This window comes from Thiobacillus sp., assembly GCF_018780105.1.
Classification (GTDB): Bacteria; Pseudomonadota; Gammaproteobacteria; order Burkholderiales; family Thiobacillaceae; genus Thiobacillus.
This window is the reverse complement of record NZ_JADMKC010000018.1, coordinates 40,616-61,765: the sequence shown is the minus strand read 5'-3', so window position 1 is coordinate 61,765 and position 21,150 is coordinate 40,616. Positions and strand designations below refer to the sequence as shown.

At 56.9% G+C, this 21,150-nt stretch carries 23 protein-coding genes; 17 read left to right on the top strand and 6 right to left on the bottom strand.

The annotated features are described in order from the left end of the window. Positions 1 to 3: 3 nt before the first annotated feature. Positions 4 to 693, top strand: coding sequence for a GMP/IMP nucleotidase (gene yrfG, locus IV098_RS10445; RefSeq protein WP_296888867.1), 690 nt, complete (start codon positions 4 to 6; stop codon positions 691 to 693). Positions 694 to 743: 50 nt separating this feature from the next. Then, on the top strand, positions 744 to 1,802 hold the full coding sequence (ydiK, locus tag IV098_RS10440) for an AI-2E family transporter YdiK (protein WP_296888866.1): 1,059 nt from the start codon (positions 744 to 746) through the stop codon (positions 1,800 to 1,802). A gap of 77 nt (positions 1,803 to 1,879) precedes the next feature. Here the strand turns inward: ydiK and fabI are convergent, their stop codons facing one another. Beyond that, positions 1,880 to 2,662 (bottom strand): enoyl-ACP reductase FabI, encoded by a 783-nt coding sequence (gene fabI / locus IV098_RS10435; protein ID WP_296888864.1) that lies wholly within the window; start codon positions 2,660 to 2,662, stop codon positions 1,880 to 1,882. 74 nt (positions 2,663 to 2,736) lie between these two features. Between fabI and IV098_RS10430 the strand changes: the two genes are divergently transcribed. The 5 genes from IV098_RS10430 to IV098_RS10410 are packed head-to-tail and all read left to right on the top strand — an operon-like array spanning position 2,737 to position 9,918. Next, positions 2,737 to 4,911, top strand: coding sequence for an ABC transporter substrate-binding protein (locus tag IV098_RS10430; protein ID WP_296888862.1), 2,175 nt, complete (start codon positions 2,737 to 2,739; stop codon positions 4,909 to 4,911). Between the two features lie 32 nt (positions 4,912 to 4,943). Then, the gene (locus tag IV098_RS10425; protein ID WP_296888860.1) at positions 4,944 to 5,558 is read left to right on the top strand and encodes a DUF1294 domain-containing protein; all 615 of its coding nucleotides are present in this window, start codon (positions 4,944 to 4,946) and stop codon (positions 5,556 to 5,558) included. A 3-nt stretch (positions 5,559 to 5,561) separates the two neighbouring features. Further along, complete coding sequence (locus IV098_RS10420) at positions 5,562 to 6,539, top strand: ABC transporter permease (RefSeq protein WP_296888858.1); 978 nt, start codon at positions 5,562 to 5,564, stop codon at positions 6,537 to 6,539. 11 nt (positions 6,540 to 6,550) lie between these two features. Next, positions 6,551 to 7,957 carry an ABC transporter permease gene (locus tag IV098_RS10415; protein ID WP_296889328.1) on the top strand — a complete coding sequence of 469 codons (1,407 nt, stop codon included), beginning with the start codon at positions 6,551 to 6,553 and terminating at the stop codon, positions 7,955 to 7,957. After that, positions 7,954 to 9,918 (top strand): ABC transporter ATP-binding protein, encoded by a 1,965-nt coding sequence (locus tag IV098_RS10410; RefSeq protein ID WP_296888856.1) that lies wholly within the window; start codon positions 7,954 to 7,956, stop codon positions 9,916 to 9,918. The genes IV098_RS10415 and IV098_RS10410 overlap by 4 nt, the downstream gene beginning before the upstream one ends. Before the next feature lie 25 nt (positions 9,919 to 9,943). On the opposite strand, the gene IV098_RS10405 is transcribed toward IV098_RS10410, so the two are convergent. After that, positions 9,944 to 10,330: a hypothetical protein gene (locus IV098_RS10405; RefSeq protein WP_296888854.1), complete on the bottom strand. Its 387-nt coding sequence runs from the start codon at positions 10,328 to 10,330 to the stop codon at positions 9,944 to 9,946. A 119-nt stretch (positions 10,331 to 10,449) separates the two neighbouring features. Here IV098_RS10405 and IV098_RS10400 point away from each other — a divergent pair, with 119 nt between their 5' ends. The 9 genes from IV098_RS10400 (at position 10,450) to IV098_RS10360 (ending at position 17,148) form a co-directional block, all read left to right on the top strand. After that, positions 10,450 to 10,752, top strand: a complete 303-nt coding sequence (locus IV098_RS10400) for a hypothetical protein (RefSeq protein WP_296888852.1) — start codon at positions 10,450 to 10,452, stop codon at positions 10,750 to 10,752. A 92-nt stretch (positions 10,753 to 10,844) separates the two neighbouring features. Next, a complete protein-coding gene (locus IV098_RS10395) occupies positions 10,845 to 11,852 on the top strand; it encodes a phage/plasmid replication protein (RefSeq protein WP_296888850.1) in 1,008 nt (335 codons plus the stop codon). Positions 11,853 to 12,074: 222 nt separating this feature from the next. After that, positions 12,075 to 12,245, top strand: coding sequence for a hypothetical protein (locus IV098_RS10390; RefSeq protein ID WP_296888848.1), 171 nt, complete (start codon positions 12,075 to 12,077; stop codon positions 12,243 to 12,245). Continuing rightward, the gene (locus IV098_RS10385; RefSeq protein WP_296888846.1) at positions 12,242 to 12,631 is read left to right on the top strand and encodes a hypothetical protein; all 390 of its coding nucleotides are present in this window, start codon (positions 12,242 to 12,244) and stop codon (positions 12,629 to 12,631) included. The genes IV098_RS10390 and IV098_RS10385 overlap by 4 nt, the downstream gene beginning before the upstream one ends. Positions 12,632 to 12,696: 65 nt before the next feature. Next, positions 12,697 to 12,984: a hypothetical protein gene (locus IV098_RS10380; RefSeq protein WP_296888845.1), complete on the top strand. Its 288-nt coding sequence runs from the start codon at positions 12,697 to 12,699 to the stop codon at positions 12,982 to 12,984. Between the two features lie 130 nt (positions 12,985 to 13,114). Further along, the gene (locus IV098_RS10375; RefSeq protein ID WP_296888843.1) at positions 13,115 to 14,599 is read left to right on the top strand and encodes a hypothetical protein; all 1,485 of its coding nucleotides are present in this window, start codon (positions 13,115 to 13,117) and stop codon (positions 14,597 to 14,599) included. Between the two features lie 3 nt (positions 14,600 to 14,602). Further along, the gene (locus IV098_RS10370) at positions 14,603 to 14,890 is read left to right on the top strand and encodes a DUF2523 domain-containing protein (protein WP_296888841.1); all 288 of its coding nucleotides are present in this window, start codon (positions 14,603 to 14,605) and stop codon (positions 14,888 to 14,890) included. Positions 14,891 to 14,893: 3 nt separating this feature from the next. Continuing rightward, positions 14,894 to 15,940 (top strand): zonular occludens toxin domain-containing protein, encoded by a 1,047-nt coding sequence (locus IV098_RS10365; protein WP_296888839.1) that lies wholly within the window; start codon positions 14,894 to 14,896, stop codon positions 15,938 to 15,940. Continuing rightward, the gene (locus IV098_RS10360) at positions 15,937 to 17,148 is read left to right on the top strand and encodes a hypothetical protein (RefSeq protein ID WP_296888837.1); all 1,212 of its coding nucleotides are present in this window, start codon (positions 15,937 to 15,939) and stop codon (positions 17,146 to 17,148) included. Before IV098_RS10365 ends, IV098_RS10360 begins: the two co-directional genes overlap by 4 nt. 59 nt (positions 17,149 to 17,207) lie before the next feature. Here the strand turns inward: IV098_RS10360 and IV098_RS10355 are convergent, their stop codons facing one another. Beyond that, positions 17,208 to 17,522 (bottom strand): hypothetical protein, encoded by a 315-nt coding sequence (locus IV098_RS10355; protein WP_296888835.1) that lies wholly within the window; start codon positions 17,520 to 17,522, stop codon positions 17,208 to 17,210. A 1,547-nt stretch (positions 17,523 to 19,069) separates the two neighbouring features. Here IV098_RS10355 and IV098_RS10350 point away from each other — a divergent pair. After that, positions 19,070 to 19,345: a hypothetical protein gene (locus tag IV098_RS10350; RefSeq protein WP_296888833.1), complete on the top strand. Its 276-nt coding sequence runs from the start codon at positions 19,070 to 19,072 to the stop codon at positions 19,343 to 19,345. Between the two features lie 123 nt (positions 19,346 to 19,468). On the opposite strand, the gene IV098_RS10345 is transcribed toward IV098_RS10350, so the two are convergent. From IV098_RS10345 to IV098_RS10335, 3 genes are all read right to left on the bottom strand, one after another. After that, entirely contained in the window at positions 19,469 to 19,876 is a 408-nt protein-coding gene (locus tag IV098_RS10345; protein WP_296888832.1) for a GFA family protein, read from the bottom strand. 86 nt (positions 19,877 to 19,962) lie between these two features. Further along, positions 19,963 to 20,691, bottom strand: coding sequence for a YdeI family protein (locus IV098_RS10340; protein ID WP_296888830.1), 729 nt, complete (start codon positions 20,689 to 20,691; stop codon positions 19,963 to 19,965). Between the two features lie 17 nt (positions 20,692 to 20,708). Further along, positions 20,709 to 21,150 (bottom strand): GNAT family N-acetyltransferase (locus IV098_RS10335; protein WP_296888828.1); only part of this gene is annotated, 442 nt, incomplete at its 5' end.

The window sequence follows — 21,150 nt, the reverse complement described above, 5'->3', positions numbered from 1 at the left end:
GCCATGCCGCAAGCTGATCAAACGGGTGGCCGCGCGATGCCGGAGTGGGAGAAGATCGACACCGTGTTTCTCGACATGGACGGCACCCTGCTCGACCTCTACTTCGACAACCATTTCTGGCGCGAGCACATGCCGCGCCGCTATGCCGAATACCACGGTCTCGACGAGGCGGTGGCGCAGGCGCATCTGGACACGCATTACGAACGGCATGCCGGCACGCTCAACTGGTATTGCCTGGATTTCTGGTCCAGCGAACTCAACCTCGATATCGTTCAACTGAAGCAGGAAGTCGCCCACCTGATCGCCGTGCGTCCGGACGTCCCGGCCTTCCTGCAGGCGGTGCGGGCATCCGGTCGGCGCATCACGATGGTGACCAACGCCCATCCCAAAAGCCTCGATCTGAAAATGCGCGAAACCGGCCTCGACGCCCATTTCGATGCGCTGATTTCGTCGCATCAGATCGGCATGCCCAAGGAGCATCCCGATTTCTGGCAGGCCCTGCAGGCGGTCGAGCCGTTCGACAAGGCCCGAACCCTATTCGTCGACGACAGCCTGCCGGTGCTGAACAGCGCGCGCGCCTACGGCATTGCCCACCTGCTGGCCATCTGCAATCCCGATTCAAGCCAGCCGCACAAGGACTGCGCCGACTTTGTCGCGATCGAGAGTTTTGCGCAGGTGATGCCGGGCGCGTAAAGCGCCGGTTGCACATTCTTTTTACAGGCAGCCCTTTCCGGAAATTCCACATGAACCCCACGCAGCATGACCTGACCCGAACCACGCTGGCAGTCCTGTTTATCGGCATCCTGATCGCCGCGTCTTTCTGGATCGTGCGGCCGTTCCTGTCGGCGCTGATCTGGGCGACGATGGTGGTGGTGGCGACCTGGCCGGTGATGATCAAGGTGCAGGCCCGGCTGGGCGGCAAGCGTTCGCTTGCGGTCGTCGTGATGTCGCTCAGCCTGCTGCTGGTGTTGCTGATCCCGATGTCCGCAGCGATCGTGACCCTGGTGGACAACTCCGACCGTATCGTCGGCTGGTCCAAATGGCTGGCCGAAACCGAGGTGCCGCCGCCGCCGGCCTGGGTCGCCGGCGTGCCGTTGATCGGCGACAAGCTGCAGCAGTTCTGGATGCAATTCGTGGCCCAGGGCCTGCAGGATTTCGCCGTCAAGCTCGCGCCCTATGCCAAGGACATCACCCACTGGTTCGTCGCGGAAGTTGGCAGCTTCGGCATGCTGTTTTTCCAGTTTCTGCTGACCGTGGTGATTGCGGCCATTCTGTACGCCGGCGGCGAATCGACTGCCGCCTGGATCAAGCAGTTCGGCATGCGGCTGGCGGGCGACAAGGGCGTGAACGCCGTCGTGCTGGCAGGCCAGGCGATCCGCGGCGTGGCCCTGGGCGTGGTGGTAACGGCCGTGGTGCAGTCGGTTCTGGGCGGCATCGGGCTGGCCATCGCCGGCTTGCCGATGGTGGCCGTGCTGACGGCGCTGATGTTCATGCTGTGCATCGCCCAGCTCGGGCCGGTTCTGGTTCTGGCGCCGGCCGTCGCCTGGCTGTACTGGAGCGGCGATGCCGGATGGGGCACGTTCCTGCTGGTCTGGACCCTGGTGGTCGGCAGCCTGGACAACATCCTGCGTCCGTATCTGATCAAGAAAGGGGCGGACCTGCCCTTGCTGCTGATTTTTGCCGGGGTCATCGGCGGGCTGATCAGTTTTGGCCTGGTAGGCATCTTTGTCGGCCCGGTGGTGCTTGCCGTGACCTATACGCTGATCGACGCGTGGGTACGGCGCGATGAACCCGCCGCCTGACGCCGGCGACTGCCTCATTCAGGCCATAAAAAAACGCGCCTTGCCGGCGCGTTTTTTTATGGCCTGCCGCATACGATTCAGTCGTCGGCGCCCGCGGTGGTGTTGAAGCCCGCGTCCACATAGGTGATTTCGCCGCTGATGCCCGAAGCCAGATCGGACAGCAGGAAGGCGGCCGCATTGCCGACTTCATGAATGGTGACATTGCGGCGCAGCGGGGCATTTTTTGCCACCAGATCGAGCTTTTCGTTGAACTTGGCAATGCCGGAAGCGGCCAGCGTCTTGATCGGGCCGGCCGATACCGCGTTGACGCGGATGCCTTTGGGGCCGAGGCTTTGCGCCATGTAATACACGCTGGATTCGAGGCTGGCCTTGGCCAGGCCCATCACGTTGTAGTTGGGCACCGAGCGCACTGCGCCGAGATAGGACAGGGTGAGGAGGGCGGCGTTGCGGCCTTCCATCATCGGCAGCGCGGCCTTGGCCAGTGCGGCAAAGCTGTAGGAGCTGATGTCGTGGGCGATGCGGAAGTTTTCGCGGGTGACCGAGGACAGGTAGTCGCCGGCCAGCGCCTCTTTCGGTGCAAACGCGATCGAGTGCAGCAGCCCGTCGAGGCCATCCCAATGCTTGCTGAGTTCGACGAACAGCGCGTTGATTTCGTCGTCGCTGCCGACATCGCACGGGAACACCAGATCGGAGCCGAATTCCTGGGCGAATTCAGCGACGCGATCCCTGATGCGTTCGCCCTGGTAAGTGAAAGCGAGTTCGGCGCCTTCGCGCTTGCAGGCAGAGGCAACGCCATAGGCAATGGAGCGGTTGGAAATCACACCGGTAATCAGCAAACGTTTTCCTGCAAGAAAGCCCATGATGGTCTCGAAAAGTTGAGTAGGCCGCGATTATAACGGCTGACGTTAGCGGTGGGCTTGGGTAAACTCGCGGCATGACGCGTATGGGCATATCCCTGCTGGGCACGATCCTGTTCACCACCGGGCTATTCACCACAGCGAGCCAGTTGTCGGGATGTTCCGACAACTGGAATTCCCCCTACCCGGGCACAGCGAAGCAGGCGAACGCGGTTTACAGCGCCTTCTCCGAACGCCCCAAGCATCTCGATCCGGCGCGTTCCTACAGCGAGAACGAAGTCGAATTCACCGGCCAGATTTACGAGCCGCCGCTGCAATACCATTTTCTCAAACGCCCCTACACGCTGATTCCGCTGACGGCCGAGGCCGTGCCCAAGCCACGTTTTTACGACGCGGCAGGCAAGCCCTTGCCGGACGATGCACCGTCGGCCGCGATTGCCGAAAGCGTGTACGAGATCCGTCTTCGGCCCGGCATCCGTTACCAGCCGCACCCTGCGTTAGCGCGCAATGCCGCGGGGCGCTACCGCTACCATGCGCTGGATGCCGCTGCGCTGGCGGACAAAGCCACGCTTGCCGATTTTGCCCATACGGGCAGCCGCGAATTGACCGCAGCGGATTATGTTTACCAGATCAAACGGCTGGCGCATCCCGGTCTCAGCTCACCGATATTTGGCTTGATGAGCGAGCACATCGTCGGTCTGAGGGAACTGGGCGCCACGCTGGAGCAGGCCGCCAAAGCCAGACCGGGTTCCATATTGAACCTGAACGATTTCCCGCTCGCCGGCGCCGAGGTGGTCGACCGTACCACCTACCGCATCCGCATCAAGGGCAAATATCCGCAATTCATTTACTGGCTGGCGATGCCGTTCTTTGCGCCGGTGCCGTGGGAGGCCGAAGCGTTCTTTGCCCAGCCCGGCATGGCCGACCGCAACCTCACGCTGGACTGGCAGCCGGTCGGTACCGGGCCGTTCTATCTGGCGGAAAACGATCCCAATCGCCGCATGGTGCTGAAAAAAAACCCGAATTTCCACGGCGAAACCTATCCCGCCGACGGCGATGCGGCCGACCGCCAGGCCGGCTTGCTGGCCGACGCAGGCAAGCCCCTGCCGCTGGTGGACGAAGCGATATTCAGCCTGGAAAAGGAAACCATTCCCTACTGGAGCAAGTTCATGCAGGGCTATTACGACAGCGCCGGCATCAGCTCCGACAGCTTCGATCAGGCGGTGCGGTTTTCCGCCCGCGGCGAGCCGCAACCCACTGACAGCATGCGCGACAAGGACATCCGCCTCATTACCACGGTGGCCGCTTCGATCTGGTACGTCGGCTTCAACATGCTCGACCCGGTGGTCGGCGGGCTCGGCGAGGATCGCCAGAAACTGCGGCAGGCGCTGTCCATCGCCTTCGACTACGACGAGTTCATCTCGATTTTTCTCAACGGTCGCGGCATTCCCGCACAGGGCCCGATTCCACCGGGCCTGTTCGGCTATGTCGAGGGCGTGGCCGGCCTCAATCCCTACGTGTATCAAGCGCGCGGCAAGCAGATCGTGCGACGCCCGCTCGCGGACGCGAAACGGCTACTGGCCGAGGCGGGCTATCCCAACGGCCGCCAAGCTAAAACCGGCGAACCGCTGGTGCTGTATTTCGACACCATGGCGAGCGGCCCGGACGCCAAATCGCGCCTCGACTGGATGAAGAAGCAGCTCGACAAGCTGGGCGTGCAGCTGGTGGTGCGCGGCACCGACTACAACCGCTTCCAGGACAAGATCCGCAAAGGCAACGCGCAGTTGTTCGAGTGGGGCTGGAACGCCGATTACCCCGATCCGGAAAACTTCTTCTTCCTGCTCTACGGCCCGCACAAAAAGGTCGCCACGGGCGGCGAAAATGCTGCCAACTACGATAACCCTGAATTTAATCGCCTGTTCGAGCAGATGAAGGACATGGACAACGGCCCCGCGCGTCAAAAAGTGATCGACGCCATGCTGGAGATCGTGCGCCGCGATGCGCCGTGGATCTATGCCTATTACCCCAAGTCCTTCGGCCTGCGCCACGGCTGGGTGCATAACGTCAAACCCAATCTGATGGCGAACAACACGCTCAAGTACCGCCGCGTCGACCCGGAATTGCGCGAGCGCCAGCGCGAAGCCTGGAATCAGCCGGTACTGTGGCCGATTGTGCTGATGCTGGGCGGGTTATTTGCCCTGATTGCGCCGGCGGCGATTGCCTGGCGGCGACGTGAAGAAGGTCAGGCGTAATGAATAAACTTTCTGGAATTGACTGACCAGCCATGCGATATCAAGGAAAAGTCATCAAATGGAACGATGAAAAGGGTTTCGGTTTCGTCGTTCCCAGCGGCGGAGGCAACCAGCCAGTTTTTTTGCATATACGAGGTTTTTCGAACCAGCAGCGACGCCCGCTGATTGGCGCTGGCATCAGCTACGAATTGGGCAGCGATGCGCAAGGGCGCTGTTGTGCAGTGAACGTCCGGTATGCCGACGAGAGTCAGACCTCAATAAAATTAAGGGTCAACATCGTATCCATGCTTTGGGCGCTTCTGTTCTCGGCCTTGTTGGCCTCCATGGTTTGGTCAGGGCATATCCCGATGTTCGTGGCGGTGGCATATCTGGTAGCAAGCCTGATCACTTTCATTGCTTATGGTGTGGACAAGAGCGCGGCGAAATCTGGCCTGAGGCGAACGCCTGAGAACACCTTGTTTGTCTTTGGGCTGGTTGGTGGATGGCCCGGTGCCATTTTTGCGCAACAACTCTTTCGTCACAAATCGAGCAAACGCGAATTCCAAACCATCTTCTGGCTGACCGTGTTGCTCAACTGCGGCGCGTTGGTCTGGGTACTTTCTCCTTATGGCGCAGACATTCGCTTGCTGTTGAGTGGGATGATCTGAGCAATGTTCGCCTACCTGCTGCGCCGCCTGCTGTACGCCATCCCGATCCTGATCGGGGTAAACCTGCTGACCTTCGCGCTGTTTTTCGTCGTCAACACGCCGGACGACATGGCGCGGCTGCAGCTCGGCGCCAAGCATGTGACGCCGGAAGCGATCGAGCGCTGGAAATCTGAGCACGGCTACGATAAACCGCTGCTGCTGAACCACGCCGCCGAGGGCAGCGCGCAGTTCACCGACACGATTTTTTTCCAGCATTCGGCCGCGATGTTCGTGTTCGAGTTCGGCAAGGGCGACGACGGCCGCGACATCGGCAATGAAATCAGGAACCGCATGGGTCCGAGCCTGGCGATTGCGCTGCCGGTGTTCGTCGTTGGCCTGTTGGTCAACATCACCTTCGCCCTGTTGATGGTGTTCTTCCGTGCCACCTATCTCGACCTGTGGGGGGTCGTGCTGTGCGTGGTGCTGATGTCGATTTCGGGCCTGTTCTACATCATCGCCGGGCAGTACTTCATCGCCTCGCTGTGGAAGCTGCTGCCGATCTCGGGTTTTGCCGGCGGCATCGGCGGCCTCAAGTTCATCCTGTTGCCGGTGCTGGTCAGCGTGGTGGCCGGCATCGGCGGCGGGTCGCGCTGGTACCGCACCATCTTCATCGAGGAAATCGGCAAGGACTACGTGCGCACCGCGCGCGCCAAGGGGCTGTCCGAGCTGCGCGTGCTGTTCCGCCATGTGCTGAAGAACGGCATGATCCCCATCCTCACCGGCGCGGTGGTGGTGATTCCCACGCTGTTCATGGGCAGCCTCATCACCGAATCCTTCTTCGGCATTCCCGGCCTCGGCAGCTACACCATCGATGCGATCCAGGCGCAGGATTTTGCCGTGGTCCGGGCGATGGTGTTCCTCGGTTCGGTGCTCTACATCGTCGGGCTGATCCTCACCGACCTGTCCTATTCGTGGGTCGATCCGCGGGTGCGGCTGCAATGAGCGCGATTTTCATGGACATCCAGCCCGTCATCCTGTGGACCGATGGCCTGATCTTCGCGCTGCTGGCAGGCGTGCTCGCGCTGGCCTGGAGCATCAGCCGCCAGGAACACCTGCGCGCGCCGTGGGCAGCGGTGGGACGGCGGCCGATGGCGATGGGCGCGGCGCTGGTGCTGGGCGTGTTCGTGGCGATCGGCTTGCTCGATTCGCTGCATTACCGTGAAAAGCTGGCCGACAGCCCCGTCGACAAGCCGCAGTATTCGGTCGAGGTGCTGTCGGTGTTCGATGCGCTGGTGGGCGATTTGCGCACCCGGAACGAAAAAACCTATTCGGCGCCGCTGGCGATGCATTTGTACGCCAAGGAATTCGTTGACCGCGATGGTCAAGCGGTGCGCGAATATCCTCGCCTGCAATATGGCGGCGCGCACCTGCGCGATGCCACCGAGCGGCGGCCGGATATTGTCCGGCGCAGCGCCATCGCTCTGACGCAGGGGCTGGCTGCGAGCCTGCTGCTGTTCGGCGTGCTGGCCGCGTGGCAAGCACGCCGGGCCAAGCTGTCGCTGGGCGAATGGCTGACGCGCTGGGGCGAAGGCCGCCTCGGCTGGCCGGGACGCACGCTGGTCTGCATGGCGACGCTGCTGTTGATACTGGCCGGCGTGCTGATGCATCTGGCGGCGGGCTACCACGTGTTCGGCACCGACAAGGTGGGGCAGGACGTGCTTTACATCACGCTGAAGAGCATCCGCACCGGGCTGGTGATCGGCACGCTCACCACGCTGGTGACGCTGCCGTTGGCAATCAGCCTCGGCATCGCCGCGGGGTATTTCCGCGGCTGGGTGGACGACGTCATCCAGTATGTCTACACCGTGCTCAATTCCATTCCCGGCGTGCTGCTGATCGCGGCGGCGGTACTGATCGTGCAGGGCTATATCGAATCTCATCCCGAGCTGTTCGACAACGCCGCCGCGCGCGCCGACGTGCGCCTGCTGGCGCTCTGCCTGATCATGGGAATGACCAGTTGGACCGGATTGGCCCGATTGTTACGCGGCGAGGCGCTCAAGCTGTCGACGCTGGATTATGTCGATGCTGCGCGCGCATTCGGCGTATCCCACACCCGCATCCTCAGCCGCCACATCTTCCCCAACGTGTTCCATCTGGTGCTGATCGCCATCGTGCTGGATTTCTCCGGTCTGGTGCTGGCCGAGGCGGTGCTGTCCTACGTCGGCGTCGGCGTCGATCCCAGCATGCACAGCTGGGGCAACATGATCAACGGCGCACGGCTGGAGCTTGCGCGTGAGCCTACCGTTTGGTGGCAGCTCGGCGCGGCATTCACTTTCATGTTCACCCTGGTGCTGGCCGCCAACCTGTTTGCCGACGGCGTGCGCGATGCGTTCGATCCGCGCCGGGAGGGCGGGCGATGAGCCATTTGTTGCAGGTCGACCAGCTCATCGTCGAGATCGGTGCCGTGCGCATCGTCGACGGCGTGTCGTTCCACATCGCCGCGGGCGAAACCTACGCGCTGCTCGGCGAATCGGGTTGCGGCAAGTCGATGACGGCGCTCTCCCTGATGCGCCTGCTGCCGGACGGTGGGCGAATTTCCGCCGGCAGCGTGCGTCTGGACGGCGAAAACATCCTGACGCTGCCCGAGTCGGCGATGCGGCGCGTGCGCGGCGGCGGACTCGCCATGGTTTTTCAGGAACCGATGCTGGCCTTGAATCCGGTCATCAAGGTGGGCGATCAGATCGCCGAAGCGCTGGGCCTGCATCAGGGCCTGCGCGGCCAGCCGATGACGGACGCGGCGCGCGCGCTGCTCGATGCCGTGGGGGTGCCGGACGCGGCGCGGCGGCTCGACAGCTACCCGTTCGAACTGTCGGGCGGCCTGCGTCAGCGGGTGATGATCGCCATGGCGCTGGCCGGCCAGCCCAAACTGCTGATTGCCGACGAGCCGACCACCGCGCTCGACGTCACCATCCAGGCGCAAGTGCTCGACGTGCTGCGCCATCTGCGCGCCGAACGCCGCATGGGCATGCTGCTGATTACGCACGACCTCGGCGTGGTCGCAGAAAACGCCGACCGGGTAGGGGTGATGTACGCCGGCGAACTGGTGGAGGAGGGCGCGCGCGCGGACTTCTTCGCCACGCCGCAGCATCCTTACAGCCGCATGCTATTCGATGCCCTGCCGCGGCCCGGCGATGGCGGGCGGCTCACCACGATTCCCGGCCAGGTGCCGCGGCTCGATGAAGCGTTGCACGGCTGCCGGTTTGCACCGCGTTGCCCGTTCGCCATCGCGCGCTGCCGTCTGGAGTCCCCGCAGTGGCAGGCAATCAACGGTCAGCGGGTGCGCTGCCATCTGGCCGGCAGCCTGCCGCCGCGCACCGCGCATGCGGCTGGCGTACATGCGATTCCCGCACAAACGGAACAGGCGTTGCTGCAGGTCGATGGCCTCAAGGTGCATTTTCCGATCCGGCGCGGCCTGATCCAGCGCACCATCGGTCACGTGCGCGCCGTCGACGACGTGTCGCTGTCGATCCAGCCCGGCCGCACGCTGGCGCTGGTGGGTGAATCCGGTTGCGGCAAAACCACCGTCGGCAAGGCGCTGCTGCGCCTGATCGAGCCGACAGCCGGCACCGTGGCGCTGGCGGGCGAAACGCTGGGCGCGCACAACGTGCCCACGCTGCGGCGGCAGATGCAGATGGTGTTCCAGGACCCGTTCAGCTCGCTCAATCCGCGCATGCGGGTGGCCGACATCCTGCTCGAAGGCATGGATGCACTGCAGATCGGCGCGGCCAGCGCGCGCCGCGATGCCGTGGTGCAGTTGCTGCAGCAAGTAGGGCTGCCGGACGATGCAGGCGGGCGCTATCCGCACGCGTTTTCCGGCGGCCAGCGCCAGCGCATCGCGATTGCGCGGGCGCTCGCCGTCGCGCCGCGCCTGTTGATTTGCGACGAGCCGACCAGCGCGCTCGACGTCTCAGTGCAGGCGCAAATCCTCAACCTGCTCAAAGACCTGCAAAACCGGCTCGGCCTGGCTTATCTATTCATCACCCACAACTTGGCCGTGGTCGATTACCTGGCGCATGCGGTGGCCGTCATGTATCTCGGCCGCATCGTCGAACACGGCGCCGCCACCGACGTGCTGCGCGCGCCGCGGCATCCGTATACCCAGGCCCTGGTCAGCGCCGTGCCGCGCATCGATGCCCAGTCCGGGCAATCCATCATCCGCCTGAGCGGCGATCAACCCTCGCCACTCAATCCACCGGCCGGTTGCCATTTCCATCCGCGCTGCCCGCATGCCAGCGAGGTATGCCGGCAAACCTACCCAGATCAGACCGATCTGGGGGGTGGGCACTGGGTGCGGTGCCATTGGGTAGCTGGCCAGGTTTGAAGGCGGCTGTGCTTGGCTGATGTTTTTACTGTTTAACATAATATTCATTATGCGAAGTAGCCAGCGGCCCTGCGTCAGCCTTTCCAGCCTGTAGTACGCCGGCGGAACCAGCCGCGATCGCTAACCACCCTATGGCGTGCGCGGTCTGCTTCAAACCAGAAAAAAAACTTCGCCAGTACTGGCGTTTTTTTTCCGTCCTTGCGGCCTCCGCTTCCACCTGGGCGATCACTTCAAGAGGATCGCGCTCAAGGATTTCGGCGATCTTGGCGCAGGCGTAGGCGTCGGCGGCATCGCCTTTCACGTAGCGTCTTACATATTCCTGTTGTAAATCAAGAGCTTGCGCTATTTTGTAATCGGTTGCGCCGTTGAGTTTTTGGCGTACCTGCTCAATGAGTTGTTGCGTTTGTGTCATGGCTTTGCCTCCTGCGCGAATGATAGTCACAAATAGTGCTTGCGTCTGCTCACACATTGTGAGTATCTTTGGGGCGTGCTCACATCTTGTGAGTTCTACAACCTATCAAGGAAACCATCATGAAAATGCAAGTTCTCGGTGCGAAGGTTCTCAAGGGCACAAAAGACGGCAACGATTGGGACATGTCCACGATTCTTGTCCAGACCAAAATCGAGACCTTCCAAAATGCCAAGGTCACCGTGGTTGGCTATGGCTTTGAAGTTACAGAAATGCCTCTTGATGCGTCCTGCATCGAACAATTCAAAAATATCCAGTTTCCTGCCCTTATTGATCTGGACATCGGTCAGCGCGCCCGCATGGGCAAATTTGAAAGCTATGTCGTCGGAGTTATCCCGGCGATGGCAGCGGTCAAGTCGGCCTGATGAAATTTCGTCAGGGTCGAACGGCTAGTAACACTAGTCCGTTCATTCCGGTTTCCGGTGTTTGAAGGTTAAAAAAAGCTTTTGGGGGAGGTATGCAAGATGGGTCGCTCTTCATCGATTGGATCACCATTACTCAGCATCATCAGGGGGCGGTACTCCCGATCCTCACGGGGGGCGTCACTGTCCATTATTCCGCCGAAGGTGTCCCAGTTTTTGAGCGCAACCAGTCCACGCGCATTCAGGGAAGCCATGACACATCGGTGCGTGTTGGATGTGACGGTTTCCGTGTCTCCCTTAGCGGCAACCCGGGAAGGCTATCTCGCAAAGACAACGTTTTTAACCACGGACTCGCAGGGACAATCGAGGCTTGTAACCGAGTACTGGTGGAGCTTGGCCTTCCACCATTCACAACTAGCGGCGCTCACCGGCCAGCGGGTGCTGCCCGCGAGGTGGCATCAACCGGGCGCGGCGCTGTCGTTTCGCGTCTGGACGTTACCCGGAATTACGCAACAGGGTCGGAAAGTTCAGCCCGTGCTTTCATCCGCTGGCTTGGTGGCCGCTCCATCGCTCGCATGAAACGCGGTCAGGCAGGGGACGAATCCGTCTGGTGGGCAAATACGCGTCACATGCTCAAGGCTTACGTCAAGCATCTTGAAATGGTTAAGCATGGATCGGCCAAGGATGACGATCTAGTGATTTGGCTTCAAAAACAGGGGGTGGTGCGCGTGGAACTCGAACTTAAAAAACGTTTGCTTTCAGAGCTTGGCTTGAATGACCTGGCCAATCTCACCGATGAAAAATTGGCTGAAATCTACGAACAACAGATTGAGCCTTTCAAGCGCGCAGACCGTTCCTGTGATGACGATATTTTGGAAGCGCTTCCACGTCGTTCACGTGCCCTTGCTGCTGCTTGGCTTGCTGGCCACGATGTGCGCGACCTTATCGGTAAGACTCAGCTTTATGTCCATGCCAAAGTTCTTCGCGAATGTGGCATCGATATTCTTCAGCCGCGCAACGTTGAGCGCTTTCCGGTGAAAGTCCGATTTATCGACCTTCAACCCCTTGCCGTTCCCGAGTGGTACAGCCTGAGGGCCGCATGATGAAAAAGCACCTTTGGATTTGGCGTTATTTTCCGCTTCCTCGACACGTCCGTCATTACTGCGATTTGGATCAACGCAATTCAAGCTATTACTACGCGGGTGGGCCTTACTGATGAAGACCTATTACCGCACATGGATCCACTTCGATTTTGGTTCTTACGTGCAATACGGTTGCACTATCTTTGATCGCAAAAGATGGATTGATTTTGGCATCTTTGATGGGTGTCCCTTCTGATGTACGGCCACCCAAAACTAGTCAAGAAAATGGCCAAGGCCTTCAAGCCTGCGCCCACTTTTTCTCAGGCCGAGCAAGCCCGCCTAATGCGTTTGGCTAAAGTTCAGAAGCGCGAATATCTGACGCGTCAAAAAGACCTTTTCGAGGTGGTGGCATGACCATCGGCTACCGGAATGGCGCTGATTGTTTGGCTACTGTCGATGACGCTATCGATGCCCATTATTCGGGTTTGCCTGTGTCTTTTTACATTTCCGGGAACACAGTTAATAGCGTTACTTTCTTCAAGGATTCAGGCGTTTGGAAAATGAATTTTCAAATCAACCAGGGCACTTATTTCGTCAACGATATTTTTTCTCCGCCTGCATACATCCCACCGACTTGCACTATGTCCTCGACCTCTGCTGTGCCTGAAACTGGCATTCCCGCAGGCTTCGATTATTCGATTCTCGGCGCGCTTTTCGCCTTCTCATTTTCTACTGTTGTAGCCCTCTATTTCATCGGCAAATCAGGGGGCGCAATCGTCAATATTTTTAGACCACGCTAATTCGGCATTCTGCCGAACCCCGCTGCCTGACGGTCTTCTCAGGCATTCAAGAAGGAGTTGTAAAAATGAAAATCGCTTTCAACCGTGTCACTCAAACCGCAAAAAAAATTGGCCGTGATCTTTATGCGGTGATCGACAACACCACCGGAAAAGCTGTCGCTTTTGGTACTGCTGCAATGATTTCCGCTGGTCAAGCGTTGGCCCTGCCGCCTGACTTCACTTCGTTGACCTCGGCCATCGATCTGTCAACTGTTTCGGCTGCTGCATTGCTCGCTTTGGCTGCGCTGATGGGTCTGTATCTCATCATCAGCGGTGGCAAAACCATCGTTGGCTTTTTCAAGGGCGGCCGCTAATTAACAAGCCGGGGGGGACGCCTCCCGACTTCTGGAGGGTTTTCATGATCGACGCTGAAACCTATCTTTACCTTCTGTTTTTCTTTTTCGGCATCGTCTCGGCTTGGGCGTTTGTTCTTGGGGTTGATACATGACACGTTCAATTGCTGCATTTTTTCTGCTGATCTCATCCATAGGCGTGCTTGTCTATGTCGAAAAAGAAGCACAGGCCCAGGCTCTTCAACTCGCCAAACCGTTTACTGGAAAAGTAAATAAAGCCATCGCTTCCACGCTCGGAAAACGACTCAATACGATGGGCTTTGCTGCTAATGATCCTATCTACACAGCCACACTCGCATCTGCCGAAACGGTCGTGGGTGGTGCTATCGCGGCTGGTTCTGTAGCTGCGACCGTTGCTAGTATTGGCACAGCCCCGGTCTGGTTATCGGTCGCTCTCGGCCTCGGTGCCGCCTATGAAATTTATGATTTCTCTATGGGTCAGTTTGAGGTTAAAGCGGTTTCGCCTGCCTCTACTGTCCAGATTTCGCAGGGCACAATTACCCATGCTCCCGCTCTTCCGCCTCCTTTCACTGGCACTGATTATTCGGTAGTTCCAACAGACCTCCCATACGACTATGCCGACCCAGGTGTGGGCAATGCGATTCAATACCCAAGCGATCAGAAAATATGCGCCACCATGACGGGCGGCTTTACTGCATCTGGAACTTATTGTGGCAACACGACGCAGGAAATATTCGATCAGGTTTACAAGCGTCACATTCATTCAATCATTTCTACTGAGATAACTAATCGTCACGCGCTCACTATCAACATTGTTGATGGCTATACCAGCGGCCCCACAAAAGTTGTTTGCACGATTTCGCCTTTGATTTGCCCGGACGGCATTCGCTATGCTTACTCGCGCTATCAAACCGTCAATTACACCTTTGATGACTACGGCACTCCCGGTTCTGGTACAGACCCTTCTACGTTGACCTACTACATTTTCAACAATCCGAAATATGTAGATTCAACCAAAAACTATTCTTTAAATGATGCTGCGTCGAAGCTCACCGAAAGTGATTTAAATACGTTTGCTGATCCTGAAATCCTTGCCGCAATCGCCAATAAAATTTGGCAACAGGCCGCTCAGCAACCTGGCTATTTAGGTGCACCTTATGACGTGCAAAATCCTGTAACTGCGGCTGATATCTTGGCCGATGTGGCCGCCGGTCTTTACCCACATCCAACCAACTATGACTTGCTTTCTCTGCCTTCTCCTGATGCTGCAACAGCACCCGCGTTAGACCCGACCGCCCAACCTGTTCAATCGCCAGCAACCGACCAAGTCACAGTTGATCTTGGTCCTGATCCCGGCATTGCCGAGCCTGCTCTTGAGGACGCACCAACCGGCGCCAGCATTCTTACTCACGTCATGGGCCTACTTCCCAGCGTGTCAGCTTTTACCATTCCTGTTCATACGGCTGATTGCGTCATGCCCTCGTTCGACTTTTTCGGAACGACTATGACAATGCAAGGTGCGTGCGATCTGATCGAGCAGCAACGCGCCATGCTCAGCCTGTTGTTTACTGCTATTTGGGGCATTGCTGGTCTCGTTACGGTTCTTAGGGCTTAACCCATGTTCGCTATTTTGTTTTCAGCCTTTAACGTTGCGCTTGCTTTTGTCTTCAGAAGCATCGTCGTCAAATTCGTCATCATGTTTGCGGCTTGGTTTCTGGCCGTTGAGCTTATCGGCGCGCTCGTGGCCTATGTCCCCTCGACTTCTGCAATCGTCGCCGCTATGGGTCAATTTCCGCCTCTGCTGTGGTATCTGCTCGACCTTATCCGCATCGACATCGGCATCCCGTTAATGCTTAGTGCGATGTCGACAAAATTCTTGATTCGTCGTCTCCCGTTCGTTGGCTGATCCATGGCAATCAACGCCTACACTGGTTTGATGGGTTCCGGCAAAACCTATGAAGTCGTTTCCTCCGTCATCCTCCCGGCCATCAAAGCAGGCCGTGACATCGTTACCAATATCCACGGACTCAATCAAGAATTGATCCATACCCATCTTGGCAAACCCGATGATGGCGTTGAGTTTGGCAAGATACGCCTGGTCAAAAATGAGCAGGTTGAGAGCGCGGATTTTTTCCCCGAATTTCTTGACGATAAATTTATTGTCAATGACATGACGATTGTGAAACCGGGTGATGTGGTCGCTATTGATGAGGCGTGGCGACCTTGGGGAACCAGTAGCAAGGCCGTTCAGCAACACATGGCATTTTTTCGGGAGCATCGCCATTGCGTGAATGGCAAGGGTGTTTCATGTGACTTGGCTTTGGTCACTCAAGACATTACCGATATCCATAAGCTGCTGAAAAACGTCATTGAAATGACCTTTGTTTTCACCAAGTTGAAAACTCTTGGCATGTCAGGTCGTTACCGAATTCAGATGTACGAAGGATCGAAGCTTTACAAAACCAAGCTGACATCGTGGTCTACGTCGACCTACAACAAAAAAATTTTTCCGCTCTACAAGTCGTATTCAAGCGAAACCGGGGGAGGAGTCGAGAAGTCGCTTGACGCACGTCAAAACCTCTTCAAGTCAACTGCTTTTTTCTTTCCTGTTTTGCTGGCCATCACGCTAATTACTGTCGCGACTTTTTACCTCTACGATTTTTTCCACGTTGTGCCGAACGCCAAACCCAGCAGTTCGCCGCAAGCTCAAAGCAAAGAATTAACAGCTTTGCAGTCATCTCCTTCAACGGTTTCAGGTGTGCCTGCTACGCCTTCTTCTGCTCCTGTTTCTGCTGGTTCTATTGCTGGTTCGATTACTGTGGCGGGTGACACGTGGGTCGTTTTGAATTACGCCGAAGGGCTCGCTATTGCTTCGCCTTCCTTGCTTTATTCGCGCGGTGTTTCGGCCATCACAAAAGATGCCAATAAATCCACTCCGGCCTATCTCACAAAATGAAAAACCCTGTCCTTCTTTTTCTCTTCGTGCTTACCGTCGTGGTTTTTTCTCAGGCTCACGCGGATACCATCAAGCTCGACAATGTTCCGCTTTCTAATGTGGTTCGCCTTTACTTCGCCGAGATCAACAAAGACGCTTACAGCCTTCCCGATGAGCTCATCAAAGATGACCGTAAAATCAGTCTTTCGATCAGTGGCAATTCAGAAAAACTAAGGAAAAATCTAACTGATATTTTGGTCGGCTACGGCTATTCAATTACCCATGACAACGGTCTTTACACCGTTAAAAAAATCGGTGGTTCTTCTCCATCATTCGAAGAAATGGAAGTTTTCGTCTATCGTCCAAAATCAAGAACGTCCCAATATTTGACCGACGTTCTTCGCAACCTTTATCCGTCGATTACTCAAGCCGCACCCGGCCTACATGCCCCAGTTCCTGCCACGGGTGAGTATTCATCGACTAGCGCCACTGCCCAGCTCGACAATAAGTCAGATCGTTTGATCATGAAGGGAACACCTGGCCAGATCAGGGACATGAAGCGCTTGCTGGTTTCGCTCGATGTCGCAACGCCTTCCATCGAGTTGCAGGTTTATCTGATTGAGCACGTCAAAACAAAGGGCGGACAAAGTGGTTTTCAGGCTTTGGTTGCAAAGCTAGGATCGCTTTCCCTTAATGTCGGTGGTGTGGTTGCCGGTGATGTTCTGCGGTTTTCTTCTGGTGCTATCAGCTTGGCTTTGTCGGCGCTCAAGACAGATAACGCCTTCAGCATTTACACATCGCCGCGCATGCTCTTGGTGGATCGCAAGAAATCGCGTCTTGTCGTCGGTCAGGATGTGCCGATTCTCGGTTCGACCACTGACACACAAAACGGCGTCACTCAGTCCATCGAATACAGGTCGAGCGGTGTAATCATGGAAGCGACGGCCAACATCCTTGACGATGTTATCGAGGTCGATTCATCGATCGAGGTTTCCAGCTTCGCTACGACCACAACCGGTGTTACCACCTCACCTACCCTCACAAAACGCTCCATAGATACCTCTACGGTCCTCTCGGACGGTGTTTCAGTGCTTTACGGGGGTCTGACCTCGGCTGGTGACTCCGAAGGCTCTACAGGCCTCTCATTCCTCCCCAAGATAATGCGCGTGAACTCAAATACATCTGACGAAAGCGAGCTCTTCGTTCTCATGACGGCCAAGCGCATTTGATCGGTCGGCGGGCGCTGCCGGCGCTTGCGCCGAGCAAGCCCGTTGATCGATCAAAAAGCCTATGCAGCTTGACGTAATGGGAACCAGGTCACCCACAACGGCAAGGGCAACTGTAGAAGCGATGGAAGTTCAATCGGCTCAGGCATCCGAAATGCCTTCAGCCATGCTTTAAACGCCTTCCTGCTGGCGTCAATGCTGTCTGCGATGGCCTCAAGAGCCGGGCCAACAGCGTCCTTGAAGTCCAGCCACATTTGCCGAGCTTTGAACTCAACGCCAGCCTGATACTGCCTGCCAAGCGTGGGGTACTTAGGGGAGGCGTTGGCCCCTCTAGCCAAGCGGCGATGAGCGTCTGGGTTTTTTAAGCAGTGGTTCATGGTTTTTTTCCTTTCGCGGTTTAAAAACGATTGCGCCGCCCCCTCGCCCTTTTGAGGGGGTCGCAATCGTTTTTGCGAAAGGAAAAAAAACAGGAACTACAAAAAAGCTAGACGCCTCCGCACTGTGCCGGAGTGAGTAGAAAAAATCGGCGGGTGCTGTGCCACAGCTTCACCGTGGCGCTGCAGCTGCTTTTTCTACGGCTTTGGGACTGATCAGCCACTAAAAAAACCTCCGAAGGAATCGCTTTGTTCTTGACCTGGCTTTTCTGCTTTTGGTGATCTTGGTTTTCTGCTTTTCAAAAAAGGACCAGCAAAAAAAAACCGCCTATCGGGCGGCATTTCATTGGCCAATAGCACTTAAACTATTTTCGAGCATCGGCCGGCCGATTCAGTTGATATCTTTTCTTCGACGAACTGGCCAGTTACTACCCCGCATGGATAAAGGCTTTCAGGCCTGTTCGAGCTCGATGCGAGGATCCATCTCCAGGTTGCAAAATCCGTCGACGAACTTAAAGTTATTTCTAGCGCGATCGCGCGATCGGAGATTTTGTTGATCAAAAAAAACCGCCCATTGGGCGGCATTTGTCATTTTCTGGGCTTTCGCCATTCTTTCGGGTGGTAAATCGCGTCTTTCAGGTCTGCCGGATAGTCTCTTAGCAGTGGTTCATGACCTTGCGGCCGCTTGGAAATTCTGCGTTGAAGCAGGCCAATGGCCAACAAAACCAAACCTGAAACGACAAGAAATTTTGCATAAAACATGTCGCGATATAGCGGTTAATTGCGCGATTTCTTGAACGAAATCGCCCATTATGCGAAGTAAATAACGGCAATAGACAAGGCTTGCCCGGGCTGTAGTTGTAGGAACCATAGCAACCTGCTAAATCGCAACTTAAGGCTGCTAAATCGTACAACTTCAACCTGCTAACCCTGGACCAATCAACTCAATGACTTACAGTGTGGATGGCTGCAACTTCAAGCTGCTAACTCGGCGCCTTTTAAAACAATGGCTTAGAGCTTGTGCCCATGCAACTTCAGGCTGCTAACTCGAGAGAAATAAATTCAAGGGGTTACGGCGCGCCTTAGCCAGCAAGAACAACCTGCTAACCGAGAGCCTCAGGAATCAATGAGTTGCGACACGGCTTCACCGGGCGTTTCGGAACAAGCCCTAGGGGGTCGGCGGCAGCCGTTTGGCGTGCCTGACGGCAACCCAAGACAAGAACTACGGATAACCTCGCCGGCCTAAGTTGGCCGGCCGTCACGGGGCCATGGCTAGGAACTGGCTTCTGGCGATGCTTTCCGCTCTGAGAACATCGCCCTTACTTCATCGGGAGCGAATGGCGGGTTTGCAAGGTGGATTACCGCATGGCAGTTGGCACAGACCGGCAACAAATCCTTGATTGGGTCTATGCGGTACTCCTACTCGATCCATGCAAGGGGCACCAAGTGGTGGACCTGGATGTACTTTTCGGCGCGCCGGCCATACGTGTCCGCAAAGCTGAAGCCGCCTATTCCGCAGTTCAGTCCATGGTGCTGTATCGCCGCCTTGCGTGCCTTGGCGTTTCGCTCGTAAGGACTACCCGAATGAAAGCCGCTTCATTCGCATTGAAGCCGTCAAGATCTTCGAGATCGAGCACCTCACCGGACATCACTTCGTACTGACCATCGAGCTGCAACCAAAGACTCACGGTACCGATGTGGTGTGGCGCCAGACCTTTGACAATGTTGAGCACTACCGGCGCATCGCCGAGTTCGTAGCGTACGCCAACGAGCAAAACCTTGAGCGGCTAGCTACGGAGGTTCTACGTGGAAAGAGTGCCGCCTAAGTCGAGCGTTGGGCCATCAACTTCACGGAACACTACACGGTCGAGTTCGGATGAGCCGGTCATTGTGGCACCCAACGTACTAGACCAAGGGCGCGCCGCTTGCGGCGCATTCTGCTGAAGTGGTTAGCCCCAGGGTGGCGGGCGATCTTCATGCTGCGGGAGTTGATCGTGAATCTCGTGCCATGGGGCTTTTGAGCCAACATAGATGTGCGCGCCAGGGCCTTGGGAGAGCGGGGAGTCGAGCGTTCCCATACGAACACGAACTACATCTGGAAGGACGTCGCGACGACTAACAATTGGTGAGCCACAGTTTCCACAGAAATATCTGTGAGTGCCGTCGGGCGTACTGAAGCATTTTAATGATTCCTCCCCCGAAACAATCACGAATTCCCTCGCCGCTGCAATAATGTTTGAGGCAAACGCGGAACCACTTGCCTTTCGACACAGCGAGCAGTGGCAGTAGAATCCGGGTCCAAAGTTACCGCGTATTTCATATTTCACGTTTCCGCAGAGACAACTTCCGGTATGCATGTGATCTCCTCAGGGGGCTACGTCGGCCTTCAGCGATCGCCGAAGGCGGTCCGCTGGAATGCATGGTTGGGCGGCCGTGTTTCAAATCACCGCTCCAATGCGCCCTTTCCGGCAAGGATCCGATCACGGAAAGCGGCAATACGAGAAATGCGGGTCTCGGGCTTCTTTGCCGAGCTCAAGTTGATGACGTAGCTCCTTTGACGCCCCGGTGTAAGGCTGTGAAACGCCTCTGCAAGCTCCGGATCGGAGTCCAATGCCTCTGCCAATTCATATGGCAATTCGATTTCGCTTGCGTCCTTCTGCGGCTTGATGCCGGCTTCCGCGTAACTCATCGCCTCTTTCAAGTAGGAGCGGATGATTCCTTCCATCGCTGCCACTTGCGAATTGTCCGTGAATCGAATCATGTCCGGGTGCTTGGTATTTGGCCCTTGTCTCTCCAGCACGCCTTCGGAATCCTTCATCAGCGCGGCGTTGAAGAAAATAAGTCGGAAATCACTGCGCAGAGCACCGATGATTGCGATGTTGCGATCCTTGTGCATGTAGCATGGATGAGCCCACTTAACCGTTTCAACAAGCTTCAAGTCGATGCAGAGCTTCCGAAGCGCTAGCAGCCCGCCCATCCATTTCCGCGTCGAGCAATCAACCGAGGCGAAGCGTTCGCAACGTCCGCAACCCAGTGAGAAGTAGTCTTCAATCTCAGTAATCACTTCTGAATCTCCCGCAAGATTGGTCCAGATCGAGACCACGAAGTTTTGCCGCCCAACGTCGAAGGTAACGGGCGGCCAAACAGGCGGCAAAACCAGCTGTTTGGGCATCCCTGTTGACCGCAGTGTTAGACGCGGAGTTTCCCAGACCGAAGTTCATAGAGCGTGCTCTTAGATAACCCGAGTTTTTCGTAGAACTTAGCGGCTACTGTTCCTTCTCGCACAATCAACGCCACGTGTGAATCTCCGCCTTTGTTCTCTACCACCTGCCTTACGAGATCACCGGCAATTCCTTTGCCACGGTATTGCCCGGCAACAAATAACTCTTGGATGAAAAAGATGGAGCCGACCTGCCAAGGGTAACTGAAGCCAAACACAGCACCGACTATCTTGTCTTCATTTTCAGTGGCGACAAGGGCTCCCTCAGCATCAATGCGAAAAAAAGATTCAAGATATTCCGTGGCCCGACTCTCTGGCCAACTCTCTTCATAGGGGGGCTCAGCATATATTTCTTGGACTTCGGCAGTGAGCTGACCACAACTGCATGAGGCAAGGCGGTTTGGCATGCGA